The sequence below is a fragment of the Planococcus sp. CAU13 genome, assembly GCF_000775575.1.
GTDB lineage: Bacteria > Bacillota > Bacilli > Bacillales_A > Planococcaceae > Planococcus.
Window position 1 is genome coordinate 1 of the sequence record NZ_JRGN01000223.1, and the last position, 23,342, is coordinate 23,342.

At 47.7% G+C, this 23,342-nt stretch carries 24 protein-coding genes and 1 riboswitch; of the genes, 12 read left to right on the forward strand and 12 right to left on the reverse strand.

Annotated elements, in window-relative coordinates:
• Positions 1–82: 82 nt before the first annotated feature.
• Genes KW93_RS10300 through KW93_RS10315 form a run of 4 tightly spaced genes read right to left on the reverse strand, consistent with a single transcriptional unit; the run spans position 83 to position 3,657 of the window.
• A complete protein-coding gene (locus KW93_RS10300) occupies positions 83–1,051 on the reverse strand; it encodes an SPFH domain-containing protein (protein ID WP_033542928.1) in 969 nt (322 codons plus the stop codon).
• A 33-nt stretch (positions 1,052–1,084) separates the two neighbouring features.
• Positions 1,085–1,867, reverse strand: a complete 783-nt coding sequence (locus KW93_RS10305; RefSeq protein WP_235318399.1) for a TPM domain-containing protein — start codon at positions 1,865–1,867, stop codon at positions 1,085–1,087.
• Complete coding sequence (locus KW93_RS10310; RefSeq protein ID WP_033542930.1) at positions 1,864–2,892, reverse strand: TFIIB-type zinc ribbon-containing protein; 1,029 nt, start codon at positions 2,890–2,892, stop codon at positions 1,864–1,866. The genes KW93_RS10305 and KW93_RS10310 overlap by 4 nt, the downstream gene beginning before the upstream one ends.
• 48 nt (positions 2,893–2,940) lie before the next feature.
• Complete coding sequence (locus KW93_RS10315) at positions 2,941–3,657, reverse strand: PspA/IM30 family protein (protein WP_033542967.1); 717 nt, start codon at positions 3,655–3,657, stop codon at positions 2,941–2,943.
• A 411-nt stretch (positions 3,658–4,068) separates the two neighbouring features.
• Here KW93_RS10315 and KW93_RS10320 point away from each other — a divergent pair, with 411 nt between their 5' ends.
• The 9 genes from KW93_RS10320 (at position 4,069) to KW93_RS10360 (ending at position 12,606) form a co-directional block, all read left to right on the forward strand.
• Positions 4,069–4,629, forward strand: coding sequence for a DUF4256 domain-containing protein (locus KW93_RS10320; protein WP_033542931.1), 561 nt, complete (start codon positions 4,069–4,071; stop codon positions 4,627–4,629).
• Positions 4,630–4,775: 146 nt separating this feature from the next.
• Positions 4,776–6,425 carry an ATP-binding protein gene (locus KW93_RS10325; protein WP_052131558.1) on the forward strand — a complete coding sequence of 550 codons (1,650 nt, stop codon included), beginning with the start codon at positions 4,776–4,778 and terminating at the stop codon, positions 6,423–6,425.
• On the forward strand, positions 6,422–7,156 hold the full coding sequence (locus KW93_RS10330; RefSeq protein WP_033542932.1) for a response regulator: 735 nt from the start codon (positions 6,422–6,424) through the stop codon (positions 7,154–7,156). The genes KW93_RS10325 and KW93_RS10330 overlap by 4 nt, the downstream gene beginning before the upstream one ends.
• A 152-nt stretch (positions 7,157–7,308) precedes the next feature.
• The gene (locus tag KW93_RS10335) at positions 7,309–8,631 is read left to right on the forward strand and encodes a CitMHS family transporter (protein WP_033542933.1); all 1,323 of its coding nucleotides are present in this window, start codon (positions 7,309–7,311) and stop codon (positions 8,629–8,631) included.
• Positions 8,632–8,849: 218 nt separating this feature from the next.
• Positions 8,850–10,022, forward strand: a complete 1,173-nt coding sequence (locus tag KW93_RS10340; RefSeq protein WP_033542934.1) for a DUF2157 domain-containing protein — start codon at positions 8,850–8,852, stop codon at positions 10,020–10,022.
• On the forward strand, positions 10,019–10,471 hold the full coding sequence (locus tag KW93_RS10345) for a GDYXXLXY domain-containing protein (protein ID WP_235318400.1): 453 nt from the start codon (positions 10,019–10,021) through the stop codon (positions 10,469–10,471). The genes KW93_RS10340 and KW93_RS10345 overlap by 4 nt, the downstream gene beginning before the upstream one ends.
• A 168-nt stretch (positions 10,472–10,639) precedes the next feature.
• Entirely contained in the window at positions 10,640–11,014 is a 375-nt protein-coding gene (locus KW93_RS10350; protein WP_033542935.1) for a GntR family transcriptional regulator, read from the forward strand.
• Entirely contained in the window at positions 11,014–11,886 is an 873-nt protein-coding gene (locus KW93_RS10355; protein ID WP_033542936.1) for an ATP-binding cassette domain-containing protein, read from the forward strand. The genes KW93_RS10350 and KW93_RS10355 overlap by 1 nt, the downstream gene beginning before the upstream one ends.
• On the forward strand, positions 11,887–12,606 hold the full coding sequence (locus tag KW93_RS10360) for a hypothetical protein (RefSeq protein WP_033542937.1): 720 nt from the start codon (positions 11,887–11,889) through the stop codon (positions 12,604–12,606).
• A 61-nt stretch (positions 12,607–12,667) separates the two neighbouring features.
• On the opposite strand, the gene KW93_RS10365 is transcribed toward KW93_RS10360, so the two are convergent.
• The 8 genes from KW93_RS10365 to KW93_RS10395 form a co-directional block, all read right to left on the reverse strand.
• A complete protein-coding gene (locus KW93_RS10365; protein WP_033542938.1) occupies positions 12,668–13,183 on the reverse strand; it encodes a hypothetical protein in 516 nt (171 codons plus the stop codon).
• A 228-nt stretch (positions 13,184–13,411) separates the two neighbouring features.
• On the reverse strand, positions 13,412–13,573 hold the full coding sequence (locus KW93_RS17480) for a hypothetical protein (RefSeq protein ID WP_161787040.1): 162 nt from the start codon (positions 13,571–13,573) through the stop codon (positions 13,412–13,414).
• A gap of 299 nt (positions 13,574–13,872) precedes the next feature.
• Positions 13,873–15,063, reverse strand: a complete 1,191-nt coding sequence (locus KW93_RS10370) for a CaiB/BaiF CoA transferase family protein (protein ID WP_033542939.1) — start codon at positions 15,061–15,063, stop codon at positions 13,873–13,875.
• 12 nt (positions 15,064–15,075) lie between these two features.
• The gene (locus tag KW93_RS10375) at positions 15,076–16,218 is read right to left on the reverse strand and encodes an alpha-hydroxy acid oxidase (protein ID WP_033542940.1); all 1,143 of its coding nucleotides are present in this window, start codon (positions 16,216–16,218) and stop codon (positions 15,076–15,078) included.
• Between the two features lie 13 nt (positions 16,219–16,231).
• Positions 16,232–17,011, reverse strand: coding sequence for an enoyl-CoA hydratase/isomerase family protein (locus KW93_RS10380; RefSeq protein ID WP_033542941.1), 780 nt, complete (start codon positions 17,009–17,011; stop codon positions 16,232–16,234).
• 18 nt (positions 17,012–17,029) lie between these two features.
• Positions 17,030–17,701 (reverse strand): methionine ABC transporter permease, encoded by a 672-nt coding sequence (locus tag KW93_RS10385; RefSeq protein ID WP_033542942.1) that lies wholly within the window; start codon positions 17,699–17,701, stop codon positions 17,030–17,032.
• A complete protein-coding gene (locus tag KW93_RS10390) occupies positions 17,688–18,716 on the reverse strand; it encodes a methionine ABC transporter ATP-binding protein (protein WP_033542943.1) in 1,029 nt (342 codons plus the stop codon). Before KW93_RS10390 ends, KW93_RS10385 begins: the two co-directional genes overlap by 14 nt.
• Before the next feature lie 68 nt (positions 18,717–18,784).
• Positions 18,785–19,594, reverse strand: coding sequence for a MetQ/NlpA family ABC transporter substrate-binding protein (locus KW93_RS10395; protein WP_033542944.1), 810 nt, complete (start codon positions 19,592–19,594; stop codon positions 18,785–18,787).
• Positions 19,595–19,690: 96 nt separating this feature from the next.
• A riboswitch (SAM riboswitch) is annotated at positions 19,691–19,803 on the reverse strand.
• A gap of 149 nt (positions 19,804–19,952) precedes the next feature.
• Between KW93_RS10395 and KW93_RS10400 the strand changes: the two genes are divergently transcribed.
• From KW93_RS10400 to KW93_RS10410, 3 genes are all read left to right on the forward strand, one after another.
• The gene (locus KW93_RS10400) at positions 19,953–20,462 is read left to right on the forward strand and encodes a PPC domain-containing DNA-binding protein (protein ID WP_033542945.1); all 510 of its coding nucleotides are present in this window, start codon (positions 19,953–19,955) and stop codon (positions 20,460–20,462) included.
• 191 nt (positions 20,463–20,653) lie between these two features.
• Positions 20,654–21,427, forward strand: coding sequence for an ABC transporter ATP-binding protein (locus KW93_RS10405; RefSeq protein ID WP_033542946.1), 774 nt, complete (start codon positions 20,654–20,656; stop codon positions 21,425–21,427).
• Positions 21,424–23,253 (forward strand): FtsX-like permease family protein, encoded by a 1,830-nt coding sequence (locus KW93_RS10410; protein ID WP_033542947.1) that lies wholly within the window; start codon positions 21,424–21,426, stop codon positions 23,251–23,253. Before KW93_RS10405 ends, KW93_RS10410 begins: the two co-directional genes overlap by 4 nt.
• The last annotated feature ends 89 nt before the right edge of the window (positions 23,254–23,342 follow it).

Genomic DNA, 23,342 nt, shown 5'->3' on the forward strand with positions numbered 1-23,342 from the left:
TTTATGATCGGCAAGCCAGCGAACTCAAAAAACTGCCGTACCCTGTTTAAGTCATGGGATACGGCAGTTTCCATTTATTAACTCACGCCAGTTTCTCTCCGCAATTTGGACAGAATTTGGCGCCGCTCACTTTTTCACCGCAGTTGGGACAGAAGTTCGGGCCTTTTCCGCCGCTGGATTCAGCCTGTCCACCACTGTCCATGCCTGAACCGGCTTCTTTTTGCTTGTCCATCATTTCCTTCGCGATGTTCATGCCCATCATCATGCCGGCCATATCAGACGCGGTATTGGAGCCCGACGATTTGCCCATCGCATCAGCGACGGACATCTGCTGGTATCTCGAGATGTCGCCGACCATTCCATGAGATGCGTTTTTATTGATCATATCCTGGATTTCCTTCGGATAATTAAAGCTCATGATCTGGAAACCGGTAATTTTGAAGCCGTCGTCCATGACCTGCATATCCAAGTCATCCTGTATGCCTTTTGCAATATCGTGTGCATTGGCCTGCAGGTTGAACATGTCCTTGCCTTCTTTCGGAATCCATTTCATCAGGAGCTGATCGAGCACAGCGGTAATGCGGATTTTTACATCATCAACTGTATAGCTTGTACGAACACCGGCAATTTTATCGATCAAATTGATATAATCATTTACTTTAAACTGAAACGTTCCATTCGCCCGGATCGGCATACCGCCCGGCATACCCGGAGCCGGAATATTGATCGGATTCTGCGTGCCCCATCTGACGACAAATTCTTTCGTGTTGACGAACAGCACTTCGACACGCATGCCGCTGTTGAAACCAAACCGGAAACCTTTCAAAGTCGACAGAAAAGGAACAATCTGTGATTCGATATCATACTCGCCGTCGTCTTCGAAAATCCCTTCAATCTTTCCATTATTGAGGAAGATTGCATCCTGTCCGGGACGGATGATCAGCCGGCTTCCTTTTTTGACTTCTTTATTGGCCCATTTATAAAAAATCATGTCATCGCGAAACTCGTCCCATTCCACGACATCTGCAAATTGATTGCCGAAAAACACCATATTGTTCATTCCTTCCTTTAGTTCGATTGGCGGCTAGAAGCTCCGGCCTCCGCCACTGAATGAACGGCCTCCGCCGGTCATGCCGCCACTGCCGCCAAAACCGCCGCCTGAATTATTATTCTTGGGAATCCTGCGCCTCGTAACGGTTTTATTGCGGAAACGGTCCGAATCCCGGACGACGCGCGTATTGTCCCGGTCGATATAAGTCGCAGGCGTCGTCGTATTGCGGCCGCCTGAGTTGTAAAGCATCGAACCGACGATGATGGCGGCAAGCACCAGACCTGCCGCTGCATGGAACCACGTCTTTAAAAAGATGCTCTCGGGGTTGACGCCCGGACGATATTCCATATATCGATCTGAAGTTTCGATCGTTTCCCGGAACGCGCCGGCATACTGCCCCTGCACCATATAAGAAGTGATGCGGTCGAGCACCATTTCGACGCGCTGATTGTCGAGACGCGTCTCAGCTGTTCCAAAACCGGCCAGATAAAAATTACGGCCGCCCATATCGATGGTCAGCAGAACGGCATTCTCCTGGCCGTTTTCGTCAGCCCACTCATCGAAAAAATTCCCCATATACGTTTCTATCGGCAAACCATTCGTGCTGTCCGTCGTCAACAGCAGGAAATCCGCCCCGTTCTCGCGGCTCTTCTCAGAAGCATATGCTTCCAGATCCTGGATTTCCGTCTCACTCAACAATCCTGCCCCGTCATATATATGCTGGTCGGTCTGGGCAAAAGCTGCAATGCCGCCAAAACTCATAAATACTGTCAGCAATAAAAACAAAGCCAGGGTTTTCAAAGACAGCTTTCTCACCAAAGAACACCTCCCACCATATAGGAGATGGCTTTCAATACTGCAAACGTCGAAACGGCAATGCCCGTAAACCAGGCAGCGACTTTTCCGCCGCTGATCGGGGGCTTGCCGACGACTTTCCCGGTTTGGCCGTTCATTGCAAAAGTGTGTTCTTTGTTTTCGAAATCATAGTAGACCATCCATACCGGGAATAAGGTGTAATATACTTTCTTCTTGTGAGCGTTGATGTGTTTATCTGTATAGCTGACAGTTGAATAGCCGGATATCGTGCTGCCGATAAAGGAATCGATGTACGGCACGATTTTCGATTCAACTCGTGAAAACAATGCATCTTCATCGTAATCGTATTTCTCGGCGAGGAAGCCCGCCAGATAAGGCATTCGGAAATCTTTCAAATCACTGTAATCATAAGGCTCAAGCTTATCCATCAGTTCATCATCCATTTTTTCGGATGCATCCGCCGGCACCTTTAAATAACTTAGGTCAATTTCACGGTAAACATCATAGAAATCGGTTTCCGTTATTACGGTATCGCCCTGCTGATAAGTGCGGACCCGTGTACCGATTGCGGCCACTTCGGCTTTGCCGTCTATGTCATAGAGCCAGAACGGCACATACATGCCGGTCATTTTCTTGATGCGGTCGCCGTTCATAAAGCCGCGCGGCGTCAAACGGCCATTTTTCGTCCACTTGCGGAATGCCGCCACCGCTTCGTCTTTGCTGATCGTGAACGGAATCACTTTTGCCGGGGCGAATTCCCCCGTCAGCCTGTCAGAAAGCACGACCGCCGCACCACAGAAACTGCAGTGTGTCGCGGTCGTTTCCGGTTCTGTCAAAAGGACGGCGCCGCAGTTTTCACAATGATATTCCTTTGCTTCTTCAGGAGCGAATTCCTGCTGGATATTTTCCGCCGGAAAAGTTTCGATATCGTCCTGACGCCCGCAGTTCGGGCAGGACAAATGGCCGGTGGTGGCGTCGAACGCCATATCCGATCCGCAGTTCGGGCATTTATAATGAGTGACCAACCCGTCCCCCTCCCTTCAGCGCAGCATATAACATATGGGTACCAGTCATTATTCGCCCTTATTGACCTGGGATTTCAGCGCTTCCAGTTCATCGTCGACATTGATGCCGGACTTCAATGATTGCAGCTCCGCATCGACGTTCGCATCGTCGTCATATTTTTTCGCGAGGTCTTTGATATTGTCTCCCGAACCTTTGTTGAGTTCAGACATCGCCTGCGCCTCATCCAGCTGCTGGTTGATCTTTTTCTCCATGGCATCAAAAGCGGAAATGCGCTCTCCAGCCCCGCCCATCGATGAACCCATTTCATTCATGCGGCTCTGCGTTTTGGCAACAGCCGCTTTGCCTTTCAATTCCTGGCGGCGCGATTCCAGTTCGCCGATGTCTTCTTCCAGTTTATCGTGTATCTGGCGCATCTGCTGCGTGTTGGCCGCAGCCATTTCGACAGCTGTCTGGAGTCCTTGTTCGCGCTCCGTCAGTTCGGCTTTACGCTGGAGGAATTTCCGCGCATCGTCTTCATTGCCCGCTTCCAGCGCTTTTACCGCATAACGCTGCATATCGTCCATCTCTTTCTGCACATCAGCCAATTCCCGGCGTTCACGTTTTTCCGCCGCCATGATGGCAGCCGTCTCCGATTTCACTTTACCCAGATCGCTGTTCAAATCACGCAGATACTGGTCGATCATTTTCTCCGGATCCTCCGCCTGATCGAGCATTGCATGAATATTGCTTGTCATAATATCTCTGAAGCGTTTTAGGATTTCCATCATCATTCTCCTCTTCGGTTTTTTCCCGTTCACCGGGTGACTCTATTCCTTAAAACTACCCTTTTCGGCTGCGAATTAATCCGAAAGCTTTGTTTTGTTCCACTTAGAAAATCTCTTTAATAAATCGAAAAACTCCCCGCGGTATGAAAATAAGCAACTCTCCCGCATCAATCAGCAAGTCGAAAATCCACCATCGATCCCTTTTCTTTTTCGTTTCCGCCACCATCACCATCGCCAGCCTTTCCTTTTTTAAAATATACGGAATAGTCTGTTTAAAAGTTTCACTAGTTTCTTATTATAATATTTTCCCGTTCGCACTTGTTCCACAGGTATTTGCCAGACCATTCTATTCAGGAAAGGTTTTGTATATACTTAACTTACAAAGAAACAAAAGCTAAGGAGGGACCACCAATGGCAAGAAAAGAATTATCGCCGGATCAGCAGGAAGAATTGCTCGCGAAACTGCAAACCCGTTTCGAAAAAAACATGCATCGCCATGAAGGCATCGAATGGTCAAAAGTCCAGGCAAAACTGGAAGAAAATCCGGAGAAGCTGTGGTCGCTGTTTCAAATGGAAGAAACAGGCGGCGAACCGGATGTGGCAGTTCTGGAACCTCAGGAAGAAGTCTATTTCTTTTACGATTTTTCGGCTGAAACACCGAAGGGCCGCCGCAGCCTCTGCTATGACCGGGAAGCATGGGAAGCGCGCAAGAAATTCAAGCCGGAAAATACAGTGATGGATATGGCCGCTGAAATGGGCATCGAAGTCCTGACTGAAGATGAATACCGGGAACTGCACAAATTCGGCGCTTTTGACAAGAAAACATCCACTTGGGTGAAAACGCCGGAAAGGATCCGGGAACACGGCGGCGCCATTTTCTGTGATTATCGCTATGGGCAAGTTTTCACTTACCATAATGGCGCGGATTCGTATTACGCCAGCAGGGCGTTCCGCGGAAAGCTCGAAGTATAAAAGAAACTCAACAATCATTTCAAAAGGCTTCTGCATGTCCGGAAGCCTTTTTGCAATTCCAGTATTTTTTCAAATCTTCATTTCTTCTCTTCCCCGCCTTCTATGGTATTATGGCAAAAGCAGAAAGACAGTGAGGAGCTTATTGTATGATTCATTTCCGCGAATCCGATATCCAGGACCGGATGGCTGCACAGAGCAGCCGGCTGACTTTGAAAAAGAGGATGATCCTGTTGATAGGACTGCTGATCTCAGCAGTCGTTCTCATCATGGGCATTTTCCTCCAATACTTCATAACGGATACACTTGAAACGCAATTAGGGGAACAGGCATTGGCTGTAGCGGAAAGCATTGCGCTGAATCCGGATATTGCGGAAGCATTCGGTGAAGACGATCCGGCGTCCATCATCCAGCCGCTTGTCTCGCCCGTGCAGCAGGCGACTGAAGCCGAGTTCATCGTTGTGGGCAATAGAGAAGAAATACGTTTCTCTCATCCGAATCCATCGCAGATCGGTAAAAAAATGGTTGGCGAAGACAATCAGAGAGCGTTGGGAAGTGGTGAATCCTATATTTCCAAAGCGACAGGCACTCTAGGCAATTCGCTGCGTGCGAAAGTTCCCGTATTCGATGACGGGGAAGTTGTCGGCGTCGTTTCGGTCGGCTTTCTGGCTGCAGATATCCAGACTTTGGCCGGCAATTACAATCAGGAGATCTGGTTCATGTTGCTTGCAATCGGGCTTGGCGCAATCGCAGTCTCCATCGCCATTGCTTCCTATATCAAAAGGAAACTTCATGGACTTGAGCCGGAAGAAATTTCCCATCTGCTGCTGCAGAAAGAGACGATTTTGCAGTCAACCCGGGAAGGCATCATCGCCGTGAACAACCAGGGTAATATCATATTGATCAATCAGGTGGCGCAACAACTCCTGTTCGGAGAAGATACCCATCCGGCCCCTCTCATCGGCCGGCCAATCCAGACTGTGCTCCCTTCTTCCAAACTTCAAGGCATACTTGAAACGAAGGAAAGCCATTACGATGAAGAGCAAAGATACGGAGATCACGCGGTCTATGTCAATTCCGGTCCGATATTCTATGAGGAGCTGCTGGTCGGTGCCGTTTCCACTTTCCGCAATAAAACAGAGATTGACAAACTGACGAAAGAACTCACCCATGTAAAACAATATGCCAACGCACTGCGAGCCCAGACCCACGAATTTTCGAACAAGCTTTATACCATTTCCGGTTTGCTCCATCTAGGTAAAAAGAGCGAGGCGCTCGATTTTATTCGGATGGAGCAGGATGTCCAGCAGGAATGGATCCGCCAATTGATCGATAAAGTGGCAGATCCGCTGATCAGCGGCATTCTGCTCGGCAAAATGAATCAGGCGAGTGAACAGCAGGTCGAATTGTCCATTGACCCTGAAAGCCGGCTGAACACCGGTTTATCCGAACAGCAAAAACAGGCGCTGCTCACGGCAATCGGAAATTTGATCGATAACGCAATCGATGCCGTTAAACAACAGGCACCTGACAGGCGGCAAATTTCGCTGTATTTTACTGATGTCGGTGAAGACATTCTGCTTGAAATCGATGATTCCGGACCCGGAATTGCCGCTTCACAGGAAACCAGCCTGTTTGAAGAAGGCTTTTCTTCAAAAACCGGTTCTGACCGCGGATATGGCCTCAGCACCACCAGGAAATTCATCAGTCTCGCCGGAGGAGAAGTGCATATGGAAGAAAGTGAACTTGGCGGAGCGTGCTTTGTCGTTTCCCTGCCTAAAAAGGAGCTGAAAATATGAAGCGCAAATTCCGTGTCATGATCATTGAAGATGATTTTCGGATAGCTGCCATTAATCAGCAGCTCGTCGAACAGGTCGAAGGTTTTTCGGTTGAAGAAATCGCAAAAACAGGCCAGGAAGCGATGAGCTTTCTGGCATCCGCTGAATGGCTGCCGGACCTCATTCTGCTGGATGTCTTTATCCCGGACCGGAATGGACTCGATTTGTTCCATGACATACGCCGAAATTTCCCGCGAATCGACATCATCATGCTGACTGCAGCAGCGGAAACGGCTACGGTCGAAGAAACTGTCCGGGGCGGAATTTTCGATTATATCCTCAAACCCGCCGATTTCGGCCGCTTTGAACTGGCACTCCGCCGCTATCTGCAGCGGAAAGAAATTTTCGCCGCAAAAGATGCGATGGCGCAGCACGATATCGATCAATTGCTCGGCATCCAGTACAGTCCGAAAACAGAGCCTGCTGCGCCGCAAAGCGGCTTGCCCAAAGGCATCGATCCACTGACACTGCAGGGCATCAAAGATTTTCTTGAGTCTTCATCCTCTGCCGGTGTCACCGCCATGGAAACTGGAAAAGCAGTAGGTGTCAGCCGCTCTACTGCGCGCCGTTATCTGGAACATCTTGTATCAGCGGGCGAAGTGCAGGCGCAGCTGAATTACGGAGAAATCGGCCGGCCCGAACGCCGTTACAGCCGTGAACAAAATGAACAAAAGGGCCAAAATGCTTTTTAATTGCCTTAATCAAATAATCTTATTTTTCAAATCCCTCTGTGCTAAGTTTATACCTACAACTTAGAAACAGAGGGATTTGTCGTGTCAACTCCATTTTGTATGCGTTTTCACAAAGCCCCTCCGATTTTCAATCTCTGTCTGGAGGAATTTAGATGTTAAGTATTATTGGTTTATTGACCATAGTAGTAATAGTTGGTCTGCTCATCAGCAATAAAGTCACGCCAATTGCCGCACTTGTACTGGTGCCGATCGTTGCCGCTTTCGCTGCCGGCTTTAGTTTCGGCGAAATCGGCGAATTCTTCAACAGCGGCATAAGTGATGTCATGAGCGTCGTTGTCATGTTCATCTTTGCGATTCTTTTCTTTGGTATCATGCAGGACGTGGGATTATTCGATCCATTGATCAATAAAATGATCGACATTTCACGAGGAAATATCATCGCTGTTGCAGTCGGCACTGTGATAATAGCTGCCATCGCCCAATTGGACGGATCAGGGGCATCCACATTCCTGATTTCGATTCCGGCGCTGCTGCCACTTTACAAACGGCTGAAAATGAACCCTTATTTACTGTTATTGCTGGTCGGCCTTGCTGCCAGTATTATGAATATGGTGCCATGGGGCGGTCCGCTTGGCCGAACTGCAGCGGTTCTCGGAATGGACGTCACCGAGTTATGGCGTCCGCTGATCAAAGTTCAGGTAATCGGTCTTGTGATGTTGATCGGGCTGGCGGTCCTGCTGGCTATCCGTGAAAAGCGTCTGATTGCCAAGCGTGGCAATTTAAATGATGCTATTTATGAAGAAGCGAAGCCGCTGGTCGAAGGAGCAGACGATAAAGCGTCCAAAAAAGCTGCCGCTCTCAGAAGGCCGAAATTGCTTTGGGTCAACGCCATACTTGCACTCTCCGTCATAGGTGTTTTAGTCTGGGGAGTCATCCCTGCCGGATTTACCTTTATTATCGGAGTCAGCATCGCTTTGCCGCTGAACTACCCGAATATGAAAGATCAGATGGACCGCATCAAGGACCACGCGCCAAACGCTTTGCTGATGGCTGCGATTATTCTTGCCGCAGGATCATTCCTCGGAATTTTAAATGGCACGCTCATGCTCGACTCGATTGCCACTGACCTTGTCACGATTTTACCGGCTTTCGTTATTCCATATTTGCATATCATCATCGGATTTTTTGGCGTGCCGTTTGATTTATTGCTCAGCACGGATGCTTATTATTTCGCATTGTTCCCGATTGTTGAACAGGTCGTTACCGGCTTCGGCGTTTCTTCGCTGTCTGCGGCCTATGCCATGATCATCGGGAACATCATTGGAACTTTCGTCAGCCCGTTCTCTCCTGCCTTGTGGCTTGCGCTTGGACTGGCCGGCCTCGAAATGGGCCGTCACATCCGCTATTCCCTGCCGATCATGTGGGGCTTCAGCATTGTGCTGTTGGCCATTTCAATTTTAATCGGTGTTGTGTAAGGCAGAAACAGTCAATTTCATAAACGAACCGGCTTTCCATTTAACGTGGGCGAGCCGGTTTTTTGAATTTATTGCATTAACCAGCTTTCTCCCCTGTTTTCGAAATTTAATGCCTGCTCCTTCAGATCGTTGAATTTTTCATGCCATTCGTCCCGTCACATTCTATCTATTCGCATTTATCGGGATTATAATGTAAGTAAGAAAAAGGGGGTGCCATTATGGATTTGGAACAAAAGCTGGTTCAGTGGCGCAATGAAGGGCTGCTTGATCAAACGGCAATGGATCGCATCCTGGCGTTTGAAAAGAAACAGCCCCAAAAGAAAAAAGTTCCTTTGTTATTGCTGATCGGATTAATTTTCTTCGCTTTGGCGGTATTCAGTTTTATCGCTGCCAATTGGCAGGCGATACCAGAGCTGCTGAAAGTGGCGCTGGCTGTCGGATTAATGTGGATATTCTACATCCTAGCCCATTTTTCCGAAAAGAAAGGGCTCGGCCAGCCGCTGCTGTTCAGGCTTCTCGGCCTTGCTATGTTCGGTGCCAGCATTCTGATCACAGCCCAGACTTTCCATTTCACCCTGTCGAATTCCGTTTTACCGTGGGCCGTTTTCATCGCTGCCCTCGCCCATTATTTCCAATGGCACCACCTGGTCTATGCCATCATCGCCTTCATTTTCGGCATCAATACGCTCACATCGTTTCTGCCGAATACCGGCTGGATTGAATGGGGTATGTTTGTCGCCATCTCACTTGCCTGGTTCTATTTCAGCAAAGACAGCGCATCGAAAGTTTTCAGTTGGATGCTGCTGTTTTTTTCCGGGCTGCTGATGTGGGACCTGGTCACGTACAACAGCCCGTTTTGGCCGATTTGGACCTTGTTCGCTCTTGTGCTGGTGCTGTTTCTGGTACCAGATCGCACACAGAAATTACTGTCGCCTCTCTACCTGATTTTTGGTGCCATTATGCTGGTCGTTTACCTGGCGCTCAGAGGAGAAACGGAATTGTCGCTGGTCGATCTGAACTGGCCGGAATCCATCGCACTTGCTGCTGCCGGGTTCGCTGTTTTGTTCATCTCGTATACGAAATTCCGCAGCATCATCTGGATTTCGATTCTCGGGGCTGTCGGGCTGCTGCTGTTTGACAATACGGCTCTTGGATTGGCGGCCGTCGCTGAAGTGAGCGCACTCGCCTATCTCATTATCGCCCAGCGCCAAAACGGGCCGCTTGCTCCTGGCTTCGTTTATTTCATCCTGGTGCAGTTCGTGATTTACGTGATTTATGCATGGGAACGGCTTGATATGTCGCTGTTCTTCCTGATCGGCGCCCTTCTGCTGTTTGCTTTATCGGGAGCCGCCTGGTGGCTGAACCGCAGGAAAGAAGGTGCAGAAGCATGAAAATGAAACAATGGATCCTGCCAATTGCTATGACACTGTTTATCGTCCTGTTGGTCGCTGCGTTCTATTCGGCTTCGTGGTTTGGTGAACAATACAAATTGCGCGCAGAACCTTTTGATCCGTTCGATCCCTTCTACGGCGAATACGTCATGCTGCAGTATCCTGATCTTAATGAGGCAAGTACCGCCTATCAGGGTGATATCTATTTCAGCCTGAAAGAAGGCAGTGACGGCTTTGCCGTTATTGACCGGATCAGCCGGGAACCTTTCTTTGGTGCCATCAGCGGCTACTCCTATGGCGACCGTCTGAGCGCACCCCAGCTAGAACAATTTTACGTGGAGCAGGGCCGCGGACCTGAACTGGAAAAAGCGGTCCAGCTCCAGGCGACCATCGCCGTTGCGCCATGGGGTTTTATTCGGCCGCTTGAATTGGATGTACGGGAAGAATAACTGCATTAACTGGAAAGGCCTTCATCATATTATTGATGAGGGCCTTTTTTAGGTTCCATAAAAAATCAGAAAATTTGATAGCAAAGGATTGACAACTATCGAACAAGGGTATATGGTTATACACATAAGTATATAACCGTTATACTATGTAAGCAGGAGGTGCTTTTATTGAGCAGCGCATTTGATTCGAATAAACCGATTTTCATCCAGGTACGGGAGTCCATCGAAGACCAGATTGTCAATGATCAGCTGAAAGAAGGCGAACAGGCGCCGTCTACCAACCAGCTCGTCGATTTCTACAAGATCAATCACGCCACCGTGTCCAAAGGAATCAATCAGCTTGTTGAAGAAGGAATCTTATTCAAGAAAAGAGGGATCGGGATGTTTGTCGCAGAGGGAGCCAAAAAGACGCTGGTGAATCAGCGGAAGGAAGCATTTGTGGATAATTTTGTAAAAGGACTTGTCATGGAAGCGGAAAAATTGGGGATTACGGAAGAAGAAATAATTCACTTGATAAAAAATGCGAAAGGAATTGATGGATAATGTCCAGCGAAATCAAATTGCAAGATGTTTCTTTAACCTTTAAGAAGTTCGAAGCATTGAAGAATCTTACCCTGACCTTTGAAGCAGGCAAGATCCACGGACTGATCGGCCGAAACGGAGCCGGGAAGACTTCGCTGCTGTCACTGATCGCGGCTTTTCGCGAACCTTCTGCAGGCAACATCAACATTGACGGCAAAGAGGTTTTTGAAAATTCTGAAATTATGCAAAAAGTGATGTTCGTTTACGATAAAAATTACGACAATGAGTATGATACGATTCCCTCTGTGCTAGAAATTACAGAGAGTTTCCGTGCAAATTTTAACAAGGAATATGCCGATTATTTAATCAAACGATTCAAATTGCCAATCGATAAACCCGTTTACAAACTTTCAAAAGGTATGAAATCAGCAATGAACGTTGTGATAGGACTCGCTTCCCGTGCAGAAATAACAATATTTGATGAAGCTTATCTCGGAATGGATGCACCTGCACGAGAGATTTTCTATCAGGAAATTTTGGCAGATCAGGCAAAACATCCACGCACTTTCATCCTTTCCACTCATCTCGTGTCTGAAATGGATTATCTTTTCGACAATGTCGTCATAATCGATCAGGGTAAACTGCTTCTTAACGAAGATTATGAAACAGTTATCAGCAGAGGAGCTTCGATTACAGGAGCTGCGGATCAGGTTGATGCATTTGCAGCAGATTTGAAAATATTGAATGAACAAAAACTAGGCGGAACAAAAAAAGTCATGGTTTACGGGGCACTGGAAGAAGACCGCCTATCAGACGCCTTGCAAAGTGGAATCGAAATCGGTCCAGTCTCACTGCAGGATTTATTTATCCACTTAACAGAGGAGGAGCATTAAATGAAACAAGATCAAGTTTATCCCAAAATCGCCCGCGGCACATTTCATGAGCAATTCAAATGGAGTCTATGGTTTTTCGGTTTTCTTACTGCCGCACACATCATCGGATTGATCATCGTAAATATTACGGATGAACAGCTGCTTGGATTTTTTGTATTCTCCACCCATTCAGTCTCTATTTTCTTGCTGGTCTGCGGAATCATTAGCGTATATGTCTTCATGGGACTCTTTGTTCAGCAAGGGGTAACACGAAAAGACAGCTATCTGGGTATAGCGATTGCCGCTTTGGCATTGACCTTTGCTGTCACTCTGATTTCTCTTGTGCTAAATGCAATCGAGCAACTGATTGCCGGTTCTATGTCGTTGCCGCTTGAGACAGATGTCACGAATATGTTCGAGCCGGCTGCAGGCTGGTTTGCAGCCGCCTGCTATTATTACCTGAACATGCTGACCTATTACCTGGTTGGGTGGTTCATCGGTGTCGGCTATTACCGTTATGGCTGGCTCATCGGTTTTGTGTTTGTCGCACTTGCAATCCTTGCAATCAGCATAAATGGATATTTTTGGGGAGATGCTGATCTTAGCTCTATAATCCCGTTAATACCTCATAGCCCGGCTGATGCCAGCCCTGTTATCGCAGTAATCGGCTCACTGATCCTGAACACTGCCCTGCTTATATCCATACGACTGCTGACAAAACGCATGGCAATAAAACTGTAGACAAACTAAAACCGCTCAGACATCTCGTCTGAGCAGTTTTAGTTTTATGAAAATTTACAGGCTATGCATTTTTTCTTTTTCTGGCCGACAAGATCCAAATAATTGCAGCTAATATCCCTAGTAAAAGCGTTGCAATCATTACAGTGGCAAGGGTATTATCTGAATCATAGGCGTACAATTCAACTGCCTGCAACGGTATTTCCTCCTGATCACCAAAATGTTCTTCTGCTAAATCTGTATTGTACGTGCTCGGTGAACAAAGGGGATGAACCCATTTATCTTTATCTTTTTTGAGGAAAAACAGATAAGTTGCACCTTCTTGGCTTTCTCCCCATGTAATGTCTTCATGGACAGTAATTTTATGCCTATTTACTCCTTTGAAGCTTTTCTCTACATCAATCGTCAGCTTTTTTGCTCCATTGGTGCTTTCGATCCCTCGCACTGAACCAATTAAGATCCCATCGTAATTATCGGCAGCGATGTCAACTGGCAAAGGTTCTGCACAGGAAAGAGCGAAGCTTTGGCCAGGAACCAGAAGTAAGGATAAGGCAAATAAAAGAATCCATCTGCTTTTCATTAAAATGAGCCCCTTTTTCCATTAGTTCGTTGAACAGCGGTAAAAGTTACACGTTTGTTGTAAAAACCTCTGGACTTATGCCGCTGTGCGGGTATTCAAACGGTACATGCCGAAGACGAATAAGAAGATGGTTAACAGCGCCAGGATGCTGAGCAGATGGACATCCCTGAAAAATTGGATACATAACAAAACCCGCATCCTGGAAATTCCAGGATGCGGGAATCATGTTTATTTTTCCTTATTGTACTTGTCATCATTATTGTCATTGTCCATGCCGCGCAATCGCTGTTCGGGAAGATTAATCTCTTCTTTGTAGTTCTGTGCTTGTTCTCTCAATTCCAGATCGCGCTGATTCGTCTGCAGCTCATCTTTGTTCTTGTCTCTTGCCATTCGAATCCCTCCTCTTTCATGTTAGTCCCTTTATTCCCGAATAGCGGTCAGTGAAACGGAAGATTGCATTTTTAAAACTTTTATTTTACTGATGCCTCGTGCATCTTTAACATTCAAATCTTTGCCACTGAAAATTGATATTCAATATATGTACCTATTCTGCCGGACATTATTGCTCCTGGCGGTACTGCTGTTCGTGGTGATCACATTCCTGACGGAAAAAGAATAGAACATAAAAGGGTTGCCCGCAAAAGTCATCCTTCATGACTTTTGCGGGCAACCCCTTTTATCTCAAGATTTTATAAAATGATTTTTTTATTTTCCAGGTCTTCAATTTCCACGAATGAAAAACCGATTTCCTTTAGAATCTCTTCATTGTGCTGGCCCAGTGTCGGTGCCGGCCTGTTGATCGCACCGGGCGTCTCAGACAGCTTTGCGGGAAAACCAAGCGTCTTTACAGTACCGGCTTTGGGATGATCGAAATGTTGAACCATCTGGCGGAAATTGATGTGCGGATCCGCCAACGTCTGGTCATAAGAATAGATGGGACCGGACGGAATGCCGCTTGCCTCAAGCAACCCAAGCCAATGTTCCGACGGCTTTTCCGCAAATACCGCTTCGATGTCCTTTTCCAGTTCTGCAGCATGTTCAGCCCGCTTACTGTTCGTTTCGTAGCGCGGATCTTGCAGCCACTCGGGTTTGCCTGCGACTTTCAGACAGAATTTCTCCCATAATTTCTGATTGCCGGCACCCACTAAAATGGAACCATCTTTTGTTTCAAACCCTTGATAAGGAGCCGAAACCCGGTGAGCCGTGCCATTTCGGGATGCCACTTCGCCTTTGCCGAAATAAGCGGCTGCTTCCCAGACGGTCCACGCCAGCCCGGCGTCGACCAATGACACATCGATGTATTGCCCTTCGCCTGTCTTCAATCGGTGGATATAAGCGGCCAGAATCGATTGAATCGCCGTTTGGGCTGCAGCAATGTCGTTGATGGCGATTCCCACTTTTACAGGCTTCCCTTCTTTTTCCCCGGTCATATCGATAAAGCCGCCTAGTCCCTGCGCCATTATGTCGTAACCGCCTTTCTGGCTGTAAGGACCGGTTTGCCCGTAGCCAGAAATCGAACAATAAATCAGCGAAGGATTGAGGGCATGCAGGGTATCAAAATCAATTCCCAGCTTTGCCGCCACTCCCGGACGGTAGTTCTCTATCACCGCGTCAGCCGACCGGATCAATTCCTTGAAAACCGCCAATCCTTCCGGAGATTTCAAATCCAGGCACATGCCCCGCTTATTGCGATTGACCATCATATACATATAGCTTTCTCCATTAATATAAGGGCCCATTTTTCGGGTATCGTCCCCGCCGCCCGTTTTTTCAATCTTAATGACGTCGGCACCCATATCACCCAGCACCATTGTGCAGTATGGGCCTGCGAGCACTTGCGACAAATCCACGACCCGCATGCCATGCAACGCCTGTTTCATGCTGATCTCCCCCTATTCCCTGATCAATTCCACGGAAGATAATTCTGTGATTTTTGAAATGCCGGTTAAGGCGAGTGAAACGCGGGTTTCTTCTATAAAATTGCCCAGCACCTGTTCAACGCCTGCCTGTCCGCCTGCAGCGAGCCCATAAATATACGGTCGCCCCAACAGAACTCCATCCGCGCCGAGCGCCAGTGCTTTGACAAGATCGGTTCCTCTTCGGATACCGCTGTCGAGCAGGACCGGTATGCGGCCCCCCACCGCTTTCGCTATGAGCGGCAATGCGTCGAGTGAAGCTGCCACGCCGTCCAGTTGGCGGCCGCCGTGGTTCGACACGATGATGCCGTCAATGCCCGCTTCCACTGCAAGCATGGCATCGTCTGGATGCAAGATTCCTTTCAGCAGCACCGGCAAAGTGGTCGCCCGTTTGATCTTATCAATTTTCTTCCAGTCAAATGAAGGGTGATAGACATTTTTTAAAATTCCCTGGATGATGCTGTCGTCAGTCGCGTCCGGCAAAGATGCCATGAACGCCGGGTCATTGACGTAATTTGCTTTCCCGACGCCTGCACGCAATGGGGAAAATCCATTGCGCAGATCCTCTTCCCGCCAGCCGAGCATGACTGTATCCACCGTTACGACGATTGCTTCGTAGCCCGCTTTTTCTGCGCGCTTCAGCATGCTGAAAGAGACTGCTTCATCGTTGGACCAGTAAAGCTGGAACCAGCGCGGATTGTCCCCTGCCGCTTCTGCGATGTCTTCGAGGGAATAGCTGGAGACCGTGCTCGCGATGAACGGAACATCCCATTTTGCAGCAGCCCGTACAGAAGCCAGGTCGCCTTCTTCGTGGGCCAGCTTCTGCATGCCGATTGGCGCGAGCAAAAATGGATGTTTATAAGTATGACCAAATAATGTAAGTGAGGTGTCGATGGCTGATACATCTTTCAGCACACGCGGCAGAATCGCCCATTTGGAAAAAGCGGAACGATTTCGCCGCAGCGTTTCTTCTGCTCCGGCACCGGAACGAATATGGCCGAATTTATGGGGCTCCATTTTCTGTTTGGCACTTGCCTCCCATTCCTCGTGCGTCAGCGGGTTGTCTTTCTGCGCAACAATGCTTTTCAGCAACGCGTCTCCCTTTACTATGCTGCTCATCCGATTTCCTCCTCTATCTTGTGAAATTCGGCTCCCGTTTTTCCAGAAAAGCCTGGATGCCTTCTTTATAATCATCGGATTCGAACGAATCCAGTATCAGTTCGGCCATTTCTGCATCTTCCGACTGTGTACCGTCAATAATTGCCTGGATCACTTTTTTATTGCCGTGCATCGCCGTCGAAGAAACAGTTGACAATTCATGTGCAAAATCGAGTGCCGCAGCATTGGCCGCATCGCCTTCATGAAGCTGTTGGATAATGCCCAGTTCCACTGCTTCTTCCGCTTTGATCAATTTGCCGGTATACAATAATTCTTTCGTTTTCACAGGGCCAATGACGTTCATCAGCCGTTTCGTGCTGCGCAGGTTATAGATGATGCCGAGCCGTGCGGCTGTGATGCCGAATTTGCTGTCGCTTGACGCAATGCGGAAATCGCAGGACATTGCCAGCTCGAGACCGCCACCGATCGCCAGTTTCCTGATCAGGGCAATCGTCGGTTTCGGAAAACGGTAAAGCTGCTCGATGGCCGCCAACGCATGATCGTTGTAGTTTTTCGCTTTTGACTGGGACAACCGGTTGTCCATGAACTCTTTGATATCCGCTCCGGTTGAAAATGCCCGGTCGTCTACGCCTTTCACAATCAGCACGCGGACCGCCGGATCATCAGCCGCTTCTGTCAGCAGGGACGGCAGTAATTTGAACATATCGAGTGAAAATGCATTGCGCTGATCTGCCCGGTTGATGACAATCGTTGCAATCGCTCCGTCTTTCTCCAGGTATAATTCCTTTTGCATAATGATTGCTCTCTCCTTTTAATCTTTTTTCAAGCGTGCCGAGAAATAATTTCCGAAGCTCTGGATGCCTTGAACAAGAACAATCAGGATGAATACAGTTGCATACATGACGTCGACCTCGTAACGCAGATGCCCATAGCGGTACGCCAGGTCACCGAGTCCGCCTGCACCGACAAGCCCGGCCATAGCCGTAGCGCCAATCAGACCAACCGTCGCAATCGTCAGGCCAAGTACAATCGATGGCCGCGACTCGCGCAGTAATACGTTCCAGATAATATGATGCGTTTTGATGCCCATTGCTTCATAGGCTTCGCGCACACCGCTGTCCACTTCCAATAACGAAGATTCCATCAGGCGTGCGATGTAAGGAGCCGTATAGATGACGAGGGGCACAATTACACCTTGCACGCCGATTGTCGTGCCCACAATAATTTTAGTGAATGGCAGGATGAAAAACAGCAGGATGATGAAAGGGATAGAACGAATGATATTGACCAATAAATTCAGGATCTGGTAAATCCATTTATTTTCCCATGCCTGCCCTTTTCGCGTCAGAACGAGCAGGATGCCGAGTGGAATTCCAAGAATCGCGGAAATGACCAGCGAAATGAGGACCATCTGTGCGGTTTCCAGCACGGCTGTCCCGATGACCGGCAGCCATTGGTTTATGAACGTATCAAGCCTTTCCATATTGCACCTCCCATTCCTCGATCGCGACGCCGTTAGCATTCAGAAATGCCAGCGCACGTCCGACTTCCTCTTGTTCACCAGCAAGGTGGACATCCAGATTTCCGATGACGCCGTTTTTAAGTTCCATAATATTGGCCGTCAGGATATTCGGCTTCACATTGAATTCTTTAGCTACAACGGCAAGCAGCGGTTCACCCGTTGAATCTCCACGGAACGTCAAACGAAGAACGGATCCTGTCTGTTTCAGGTTGCTGACAAAATCATTGGAAAGTTTGCGCTGCGAAATGGTATTCAGGAAACTGCGCGTCGTTTTATGGCGCGGCTTTGAAAACAAGTCGATTACCGGCCCGTCTTCAACGATGTCCCCAGCTTCCATGACGTAGACATGATCGCAAATCTTTTGGATGACGTGCATTTCATGCGTGATCAATAAAATCGTAATCCCAAATTCCGCATTGATTTTCAACAGCAGATCCAAAATCGACTCGGTGGTTTCTGGATCGAGCGCACTGGTTGCTTCATCGCTCAGCAGCACTTCCGGTTCCTGTGCAAGTGCCCGCGCAATGGCGACGCGCTGCTTCTGCCCTCCGGATAATTGGCCGGGATAAGCGTTTTTCTTATCCGTCAATCCGACAATGTCCAAATATTTTTCCACACGTTCCGGAACTTCCCGGCCTTCGATGCCGATTAACCTTAAGGGAATGGCGATATTTTCTGCAACCGTAGCCGTACGCAGCAAATTGAAGCCCTGAAAGATCATGCCGATTTTTTTGCGTTCATCCAGCAATTCGTTTTTTGTAAGTTTAGTAAATTCGCGGCCGTTCACCTGCACTTTTCCTTCGGTTGGGGCTTCCAGTAAATTGACGCACCGGATCAATGTACTTTTTCCTGCACCGCTATAGCCAATGACGCCGTGGATCTCGCCTTTTTTCACATGCAGGGACACATCATTCACCGCTCGTATGACCCCTTTTTTCGACTTATACTCTTTTGAAATATTCTTAAGTTGAATCACGTTGCCTGCACCTCCCTCTAAAAAGGAAAAGCCAGTGGCCTTTTTGACCACACGGCTTCCAAGATTTTTTACCAGATTGCCAAAACCGATCCGTCAAATTCTTCTTCGATAAACGCCTTCACTTTATCCGACTGATATGCCGCATTCAGCTTTTCAAGCACAGCATCATCTTTATTCTCTTCTCTGACAACGATGTAATTGACGTACGGCGATTCACTGGATTCCAGCAAAATCGAATCTTCCAAGGTATTCAATCCTGCCTCGATCGCCCAGTTGGTATTGATGGCGGCAGCATCCAACTCGCTTAATTGTTTCGGAATCTGTGCCGCTTCCAGTTCAATGAACTCAAGTTCCAGTGGATTTTCCTCAACATCAAAAATGGAAGCCGTCTCTTCCGTCCCTTCCTTCAGCGTGATGACTCCCGCTGCTTCCAGGATGAACAATGCCCGTGCACCATTTGTCGGATCATTCGGCAAGCCGAACGTTGAACCTTTCGGCAATTCTTCGATCGAAGCATATTCATTCGAATAAACCCCCATCGGATTCAGGATCGTAGTGGCTCCGGCGACAAGATCCGTACCATGGTCTTCATTGAATGCATCCAGGAACGGTTTGTGCTGATAGCTGTTGACATCGAGGTCGCCTTCAGCCAGCGCGGTATTCGGCAGGACATAATCCGTGAACACTTTCAGTTCGATTTCCAAGCCGTCTTCAGCTGCCACTTCGGCTACCACTTCCATGATCTGCTCATGAGGCCCGGATGTTACACCGATAACCAATTTGTCTTCGCTCAATTCACCTGATTCTGCGTTGCTGCCGCACCCTGCCAATAATCCTGCTGCCAGTGCGAATGCTCCAAATACAACCATTTTTTTCATTTTATTTTCCTCCAATAATGTTATTAGGTTTAGAACAAGAAAAAGCCTCTCTTTCCATAAAGAAAGAGAGGCACAAATTCATCATAAATTCATCCTCTCTTATCTTCCAGAACATATCTGTTCTGCTGGATTTAGCACCTTTACATGTATTTAACATGTGTGGTTGCCGAGCTTCATAGGGCCAGTCCCTCCGCTACTCTCGATAAGAGATTTAATTGCTTATTCAATTGCCGAAACCTTATTGAATAATTTATCGCACCAATTTGTGAAAGTCAAACGTTTTTTCAATATTTTTTTATTCTCTTGAAAATTTGGATGATTGCTATATGATAGTTAGAAAAGAAATGGGGTTATGAAAATGAAGAAACAGACCCGTATCCAATATGCTGCCGGTTCATTGGGCCGTTCCATTGCTGCCAGGCTGCTACCTGGCACAGACCTGCTGACGGGAATAGAAGAATTATGCCGGGAAAACGGCATTTCCTATGCACAAATTTCCACCTGTTTCGGCAGTCTCCAGCAATCGGGGTACTATTACCTGGTACCTGATTCTTCTGCTAATCTTGGCGCCAGTTACGGAGAACTGCAGGAAGTTGCAGGGCCTATCGAATTTTTGAACGGCACCGGACTTGTCTGCAAAAGAGCGCAAGAATTCGACATCCATTTGCATGGCACCATCGCCGATCAGAACGGCTCGGTTTTTGGGGGGCATTTCGTAAAAGGGAAAAATCCCGTCTATACAGTCGATTTGATGCTCACGGAAGTTTTAGGAATGTCATTGACGCGGGCGCATGATGAAGAAAGCGGAGTAAACCAGCTGTATCCTGTGCCATACGGCAATAACAAGCCTCAGCAACTGGATTCATGAACTTACGGCCCTCTCTTTTCTGACGAAAATTTCTGTTCTGCTGATATCTTTTGAGAAGCTGCGTACTTTTGTGTGCAGTTTCTTTTGCTTTGGATAACTTAAGAATTCTTCATTTTTATGCATCATAATTCTTCAGATTTCTCCAGTACACTACAGTTAATACTCATGATAACGCGACTGGAGGAAATAATATGAAAACCATTTTAGAAGCTTCAAACATCTCAAAGACATACGGCAAAAAAGGCACTGCCGCCTACACGGCAATCCGCGATTTATCTTTTTCCATGAATGAAGGTGAATTTATCGGCATCATGGGCCCTTCCGGTTCCGGGAAAACCACCTTATTGAATATGGTGGCGACACTGGATCCGATGACGAGCGGTGAAATCACGATTGATGGAATTTCTGTTTCGGCCATGAACGAAGATCAGTTATCGGACTTCCGTTCACAAAACCTCGGATTCATCTTTCAGGATTTTAATCTACTGGAAAATATGACTGTCTTTGAAAATATCGCTTTGCCCTTGTCTCTCCGAAATACAAAATTAGAGAAGATCCAGGCGGGCGTACACCAGGTTTCCGCCATTCTTGGCATCGGTGATCTGTTGGAAAAATACCCGGCTGAACTGTCAGGCGGTCAAAAACAGCGGACAGCCATCGCGCGTTCTCTCATTCACGAACCGACGCTCCTGCTGGCAGACGAACCGACCGGCGCACTCGACTCACAAAACGCCGCTACTTTGCTCGATACCTTAGCCGATTTGAATGCAGAACGGAAGGTTTCCATATTGATGGTGACCCACGATCCGCGCAGCGCCAGCTATTGCAGCCGCCTCCTGTTTATAAAAGACGGTAAACTGGACCGCGAGCTCTTTCCGGCCGGCACGCGCGAAGAATTCCATCAGGAAATTCTGGCTGTTCTCGGCGACTTGGACCGCCGCCCTGTGGCAGGTGTCCGCATATGATCCTGAAGCTGGCATTTAACGGTCTGAAAAAGAAACAGCGGGATTATCTCATTCTTTTTACCGGCCTGATCATTTCCATCGCTGTATTTTATATGTTCCTCACCATGTCCCTGAACAAGGAATTCATTCTGCAAAATTCCGTCATCAATAATATCCAGGCGGTCTTCCTGGTAGGCACAGTGATGCTTTCCATCATTACATTTTTCTATTTGTTCTATACCAACTCATTTCTGCTGTCCTTGCGGAAAAAGGAGTATGGACTGTACGAACTGATCGGCGCAAAAAAGTTTCAGATCAGACGCGTCTTCCAGATTGAAACTATGGCCATTACGGCGATTTCACTCGCCATCGGTCTGATGCTCGGAATCATTTTAGCCCGTCTAGTTTCCTGGCTGTTGATGAACAGCCTGAATGTCGAATTCACGCAATTCAAGATCGTCTATTTACCGGCGGTTTTCTGGACCATGGCCTATTTCCTGACCGCTTCTTTCATTACGTCGACCGTTCATAACACACGGCTTGCCAAATCCTCCATCATCGAATTATTGCATTCCGATATGCACAATGATGGGATACCAGCGGAGCCAAAAGGCTCGGCATTGCAGATTCTGCTTGGCATCTTTTTTCTTGGAATCGGTTATTCAGCACTCTATTTTATGGAGCAGCTCCGGTTTATCGGTCTTTTCACCGCTCCGGCAGCAACGACGCTCGGCACTTACCTGCTGTTCACGGCGCTGCTGCCAAACATTGTGCGAAATTGGAAACGCAATAAAAGAGCCAATTTCAAAGGGCTCCATTCTTTCACATCCGGACAGCTTAACTTCCGGCTATCGTCCCTGAAGTGGGTGCTCGCCACCATTGCGATGCTGATTGCATTGTCTGCCGGCGCCATTGCAGGAGGATTCGCCTTCAAAAATAATGCTTTCACATCGATTGATGAATATTGGCAGTATGATGCCACACTTTACAACCCGGGCGCTGCCGAAACGGCTGTTTTAAATTCAATTCCAGTTGACGAACAACTCACTTTCCGCATGAAATTGGATGATGAGTTTATGTATCTTGTTCAGGAAGAACTGAATGCTTCACCTCCGCTGATCAGAGACTTTGTCACGTATGAAGTAGTCCGTCCCGATCCGCTGCCGGAAAAGCTGGACATTGTTGACGGCTCTCAAATTATCTCTGACCAATGGTTTACTGCATTGTATGCGATCAACCCTGCTCTTGAAGGCACGAAATCTACCCGCATCGTTCCGCTTGAAGAATATGAACTTGCGGAAGGAGAGGAAATTTCTATTCTGCTGGCAAGAACAGATGATTTTTCTGCCTATATCGGGGAGTGGCAGAAGCTGGATGAGCTGCAGTTGGACGTTTACACAGATCTCTTTACCGGGTTTGATCCAAAGACCGATTCTGTCGCGACCAAGTACTCCCAGTTCAAAGCACAATACGCCATAGCAAGCGGAACATTTTTCATGGGCTTTTTCCTCGGCCTTGCATTTCTGACGATGATGGCAAGCATCCTGATGTTCAAGATTCTGTCCGGCGCAAGCAATGACATTCGTCGTTACGACAGCCTGCGGAAACTGGGTGTGCGCCGCAGACTTCTTGAAAATTCCATCTATCGTGAAATTCTGGTCGTTTTCCTGTTTCCCGGCATTTTGGGTCTGCTGCATGTCTTTGTCGGTATGCGGATGTTCACATTCATCATGGATGACCCCTATTACCGTCTATGGGTTTCCATCCTGATTTTCCTGGCGATTTACGGCGGCTATTATTTCTTCGCTGTCCATCTGTACAGGAAGATCGTTTTGCCCCGCCAATAAAATCAGAACTGCCTGTTCGGAATCCCGTTTCCGGACAGGTTTTTTATTATCTAAAAATTTCCGAAATAATTTCCGCAATACCTTGCAAT

What these genes read in the sequence shown, in the direction of transcription:
- KW93_RS10300 (WP_033542928.1), bottom strand. Translation starts at nt 1,051, where the DNA reads ATGGTGTTTTTCGGCAATCAATTTGCAGATGTCGTGGAATGGGACGAG.
- KW93_RS10315 (WP_033542967.1), bottom strand. Translation starts at nt 3,657, where the DNA reads ATGGAAATCCTAAAACGCTTCAGAGATATTATGACAAGCAATATTCAT.
- KW93_RS10320 (WP_033542931.1), top strand. Translation starts at nt 4,069, where the DNA reads ATGGCAAGAAAAGAATTATCGCCGGATCAGCAGGAAGAATTGCTCGCG.
- KW93_RS10325 (WP_052131558.1), top strand. Translation starts at nt 4,776, where the DNA reads ATGATTCATTTCCGCGAATCCGATATCCAGGACCGGATGGCTGCACAG.
- KW93_RS10330 (WP_033542932.1), top strand. Translation starts at nt 6,422, where the DNA reads ATGAAGCGCAAATTCCGTGTCATGATCATTGAAGATGATTTTCGGATA.
- KW93_RS10335 (WP_033542933.1), top strand. Translation starts at nt 7,309, where the DNA reads ATGTTAAGTATTATTGGTTTATTGACCATAGTAGTAATAGTTGGTCTG.
- KW93_RS10340 (WP_033542934.1), top strand. Translation starts at nt 8,850, where the DNA reads ATGGATTTGGAACAAAAGCTGGTTCAGTGGCGCAATGAAGGGCTGCTT.
- KW93_RS10345 (WP_235318400.1), top strand. Translation starts at nt 10,019, where the DNA reads ATGAAAATGAAACAATGGATCCTGCCAATTGCTATGACACTGTTTATC.
- KW93_RS10355 (WP_033542936.1), top strand. Translation starts at nt 11,014, where the DNA reads ATGTCCAGCGAAATCAAATTGCAAGATGTTTCTTTAACCTTTAAGAAG.
- KW93_RS10360 (WP_033542937.1), top strand. Translation starts at nt 11,887, where the DNA reads ATGAAACAAGATCAAGTTTATCCCAAAATCGCCCGCGGCACATTTCAT.
- KW93_RS10365 (WP_033542938.1), bottom strand. Translation starts at nt 13,183, where the DNA reads ATGAAAAGCAGATGGATTCTTTTATTTGCCTTATCCTTACTTCTGGTT.
- KW93_RS17480 (WP_161787040.1), bottom strand. Translation starts at nt 13,573, where the DNA reads ATGGCAAGAGACAAGAACAAAGATGAGCTGCAGACGAATCAGCGCGAT.
- KW93_RS10370 (WP_033542939.1), bottom strand. Translation starts at nt 15,063, where the DNA reads ATGAAACAGGCGTTGCATGGCATGCGGGTCGTGGATTTGTCGCAAGTG.
- KW93_RS10375 (WP_033542940.1), bottom strand. Translation starts at nt 16,218, where the DNA reads ATGAGCAGCATAGTAAAGGGAGACGCGTTGCTGAAAAGCATTGTTGCG.
- KW93_RS10380 (WP_033542941.1), bottom strand. Translation starts at nt 17,011, where the DNA reads ATGCAAAAGGAATTATACCTGGAGAAAGACGGAGCGATTGCAACGATT.
- KW93_RS10385 (WP_033542942.1), bottom strand. Translation starts at nt 17,701, where the DNA reads ATGGAAAGGCTTGATACGTTCATAAACCAATGGCTGCCGGTCATCGGG.
- KW93_RS10395 (WP_033542944.1), bottom strand. Translation starts at nt 19,594, where the DNA reads ATGAAAAAAATGGTTGTATTTGGAGCATTCGCACTGGCAGCAGGATTA.
- KW93_RS10400 (WP_033542945.1), top strand. Translation starts at nt 19,953, where the DNA reads ATGAAGAAACAGACCCGTATCCAATATGCTGCCGGTTCATTGGGCCGT.
- KW93_RS10405 (WP_033542946.1), top strand. Translation starts at nt 20,654, where the DNA reads ATGAAAACCATTTTAGAAGCTTCAAACATCTCAAAGACATACGGCAAA.
- KW93_RS10410 (WP_033542947.1), top strand. Translation starts at nt 21,424, where the DNA reads ATGATCCTGAAGCTGGCATTTAACGGTCTGAAAAAGAAACAGCGGGAT.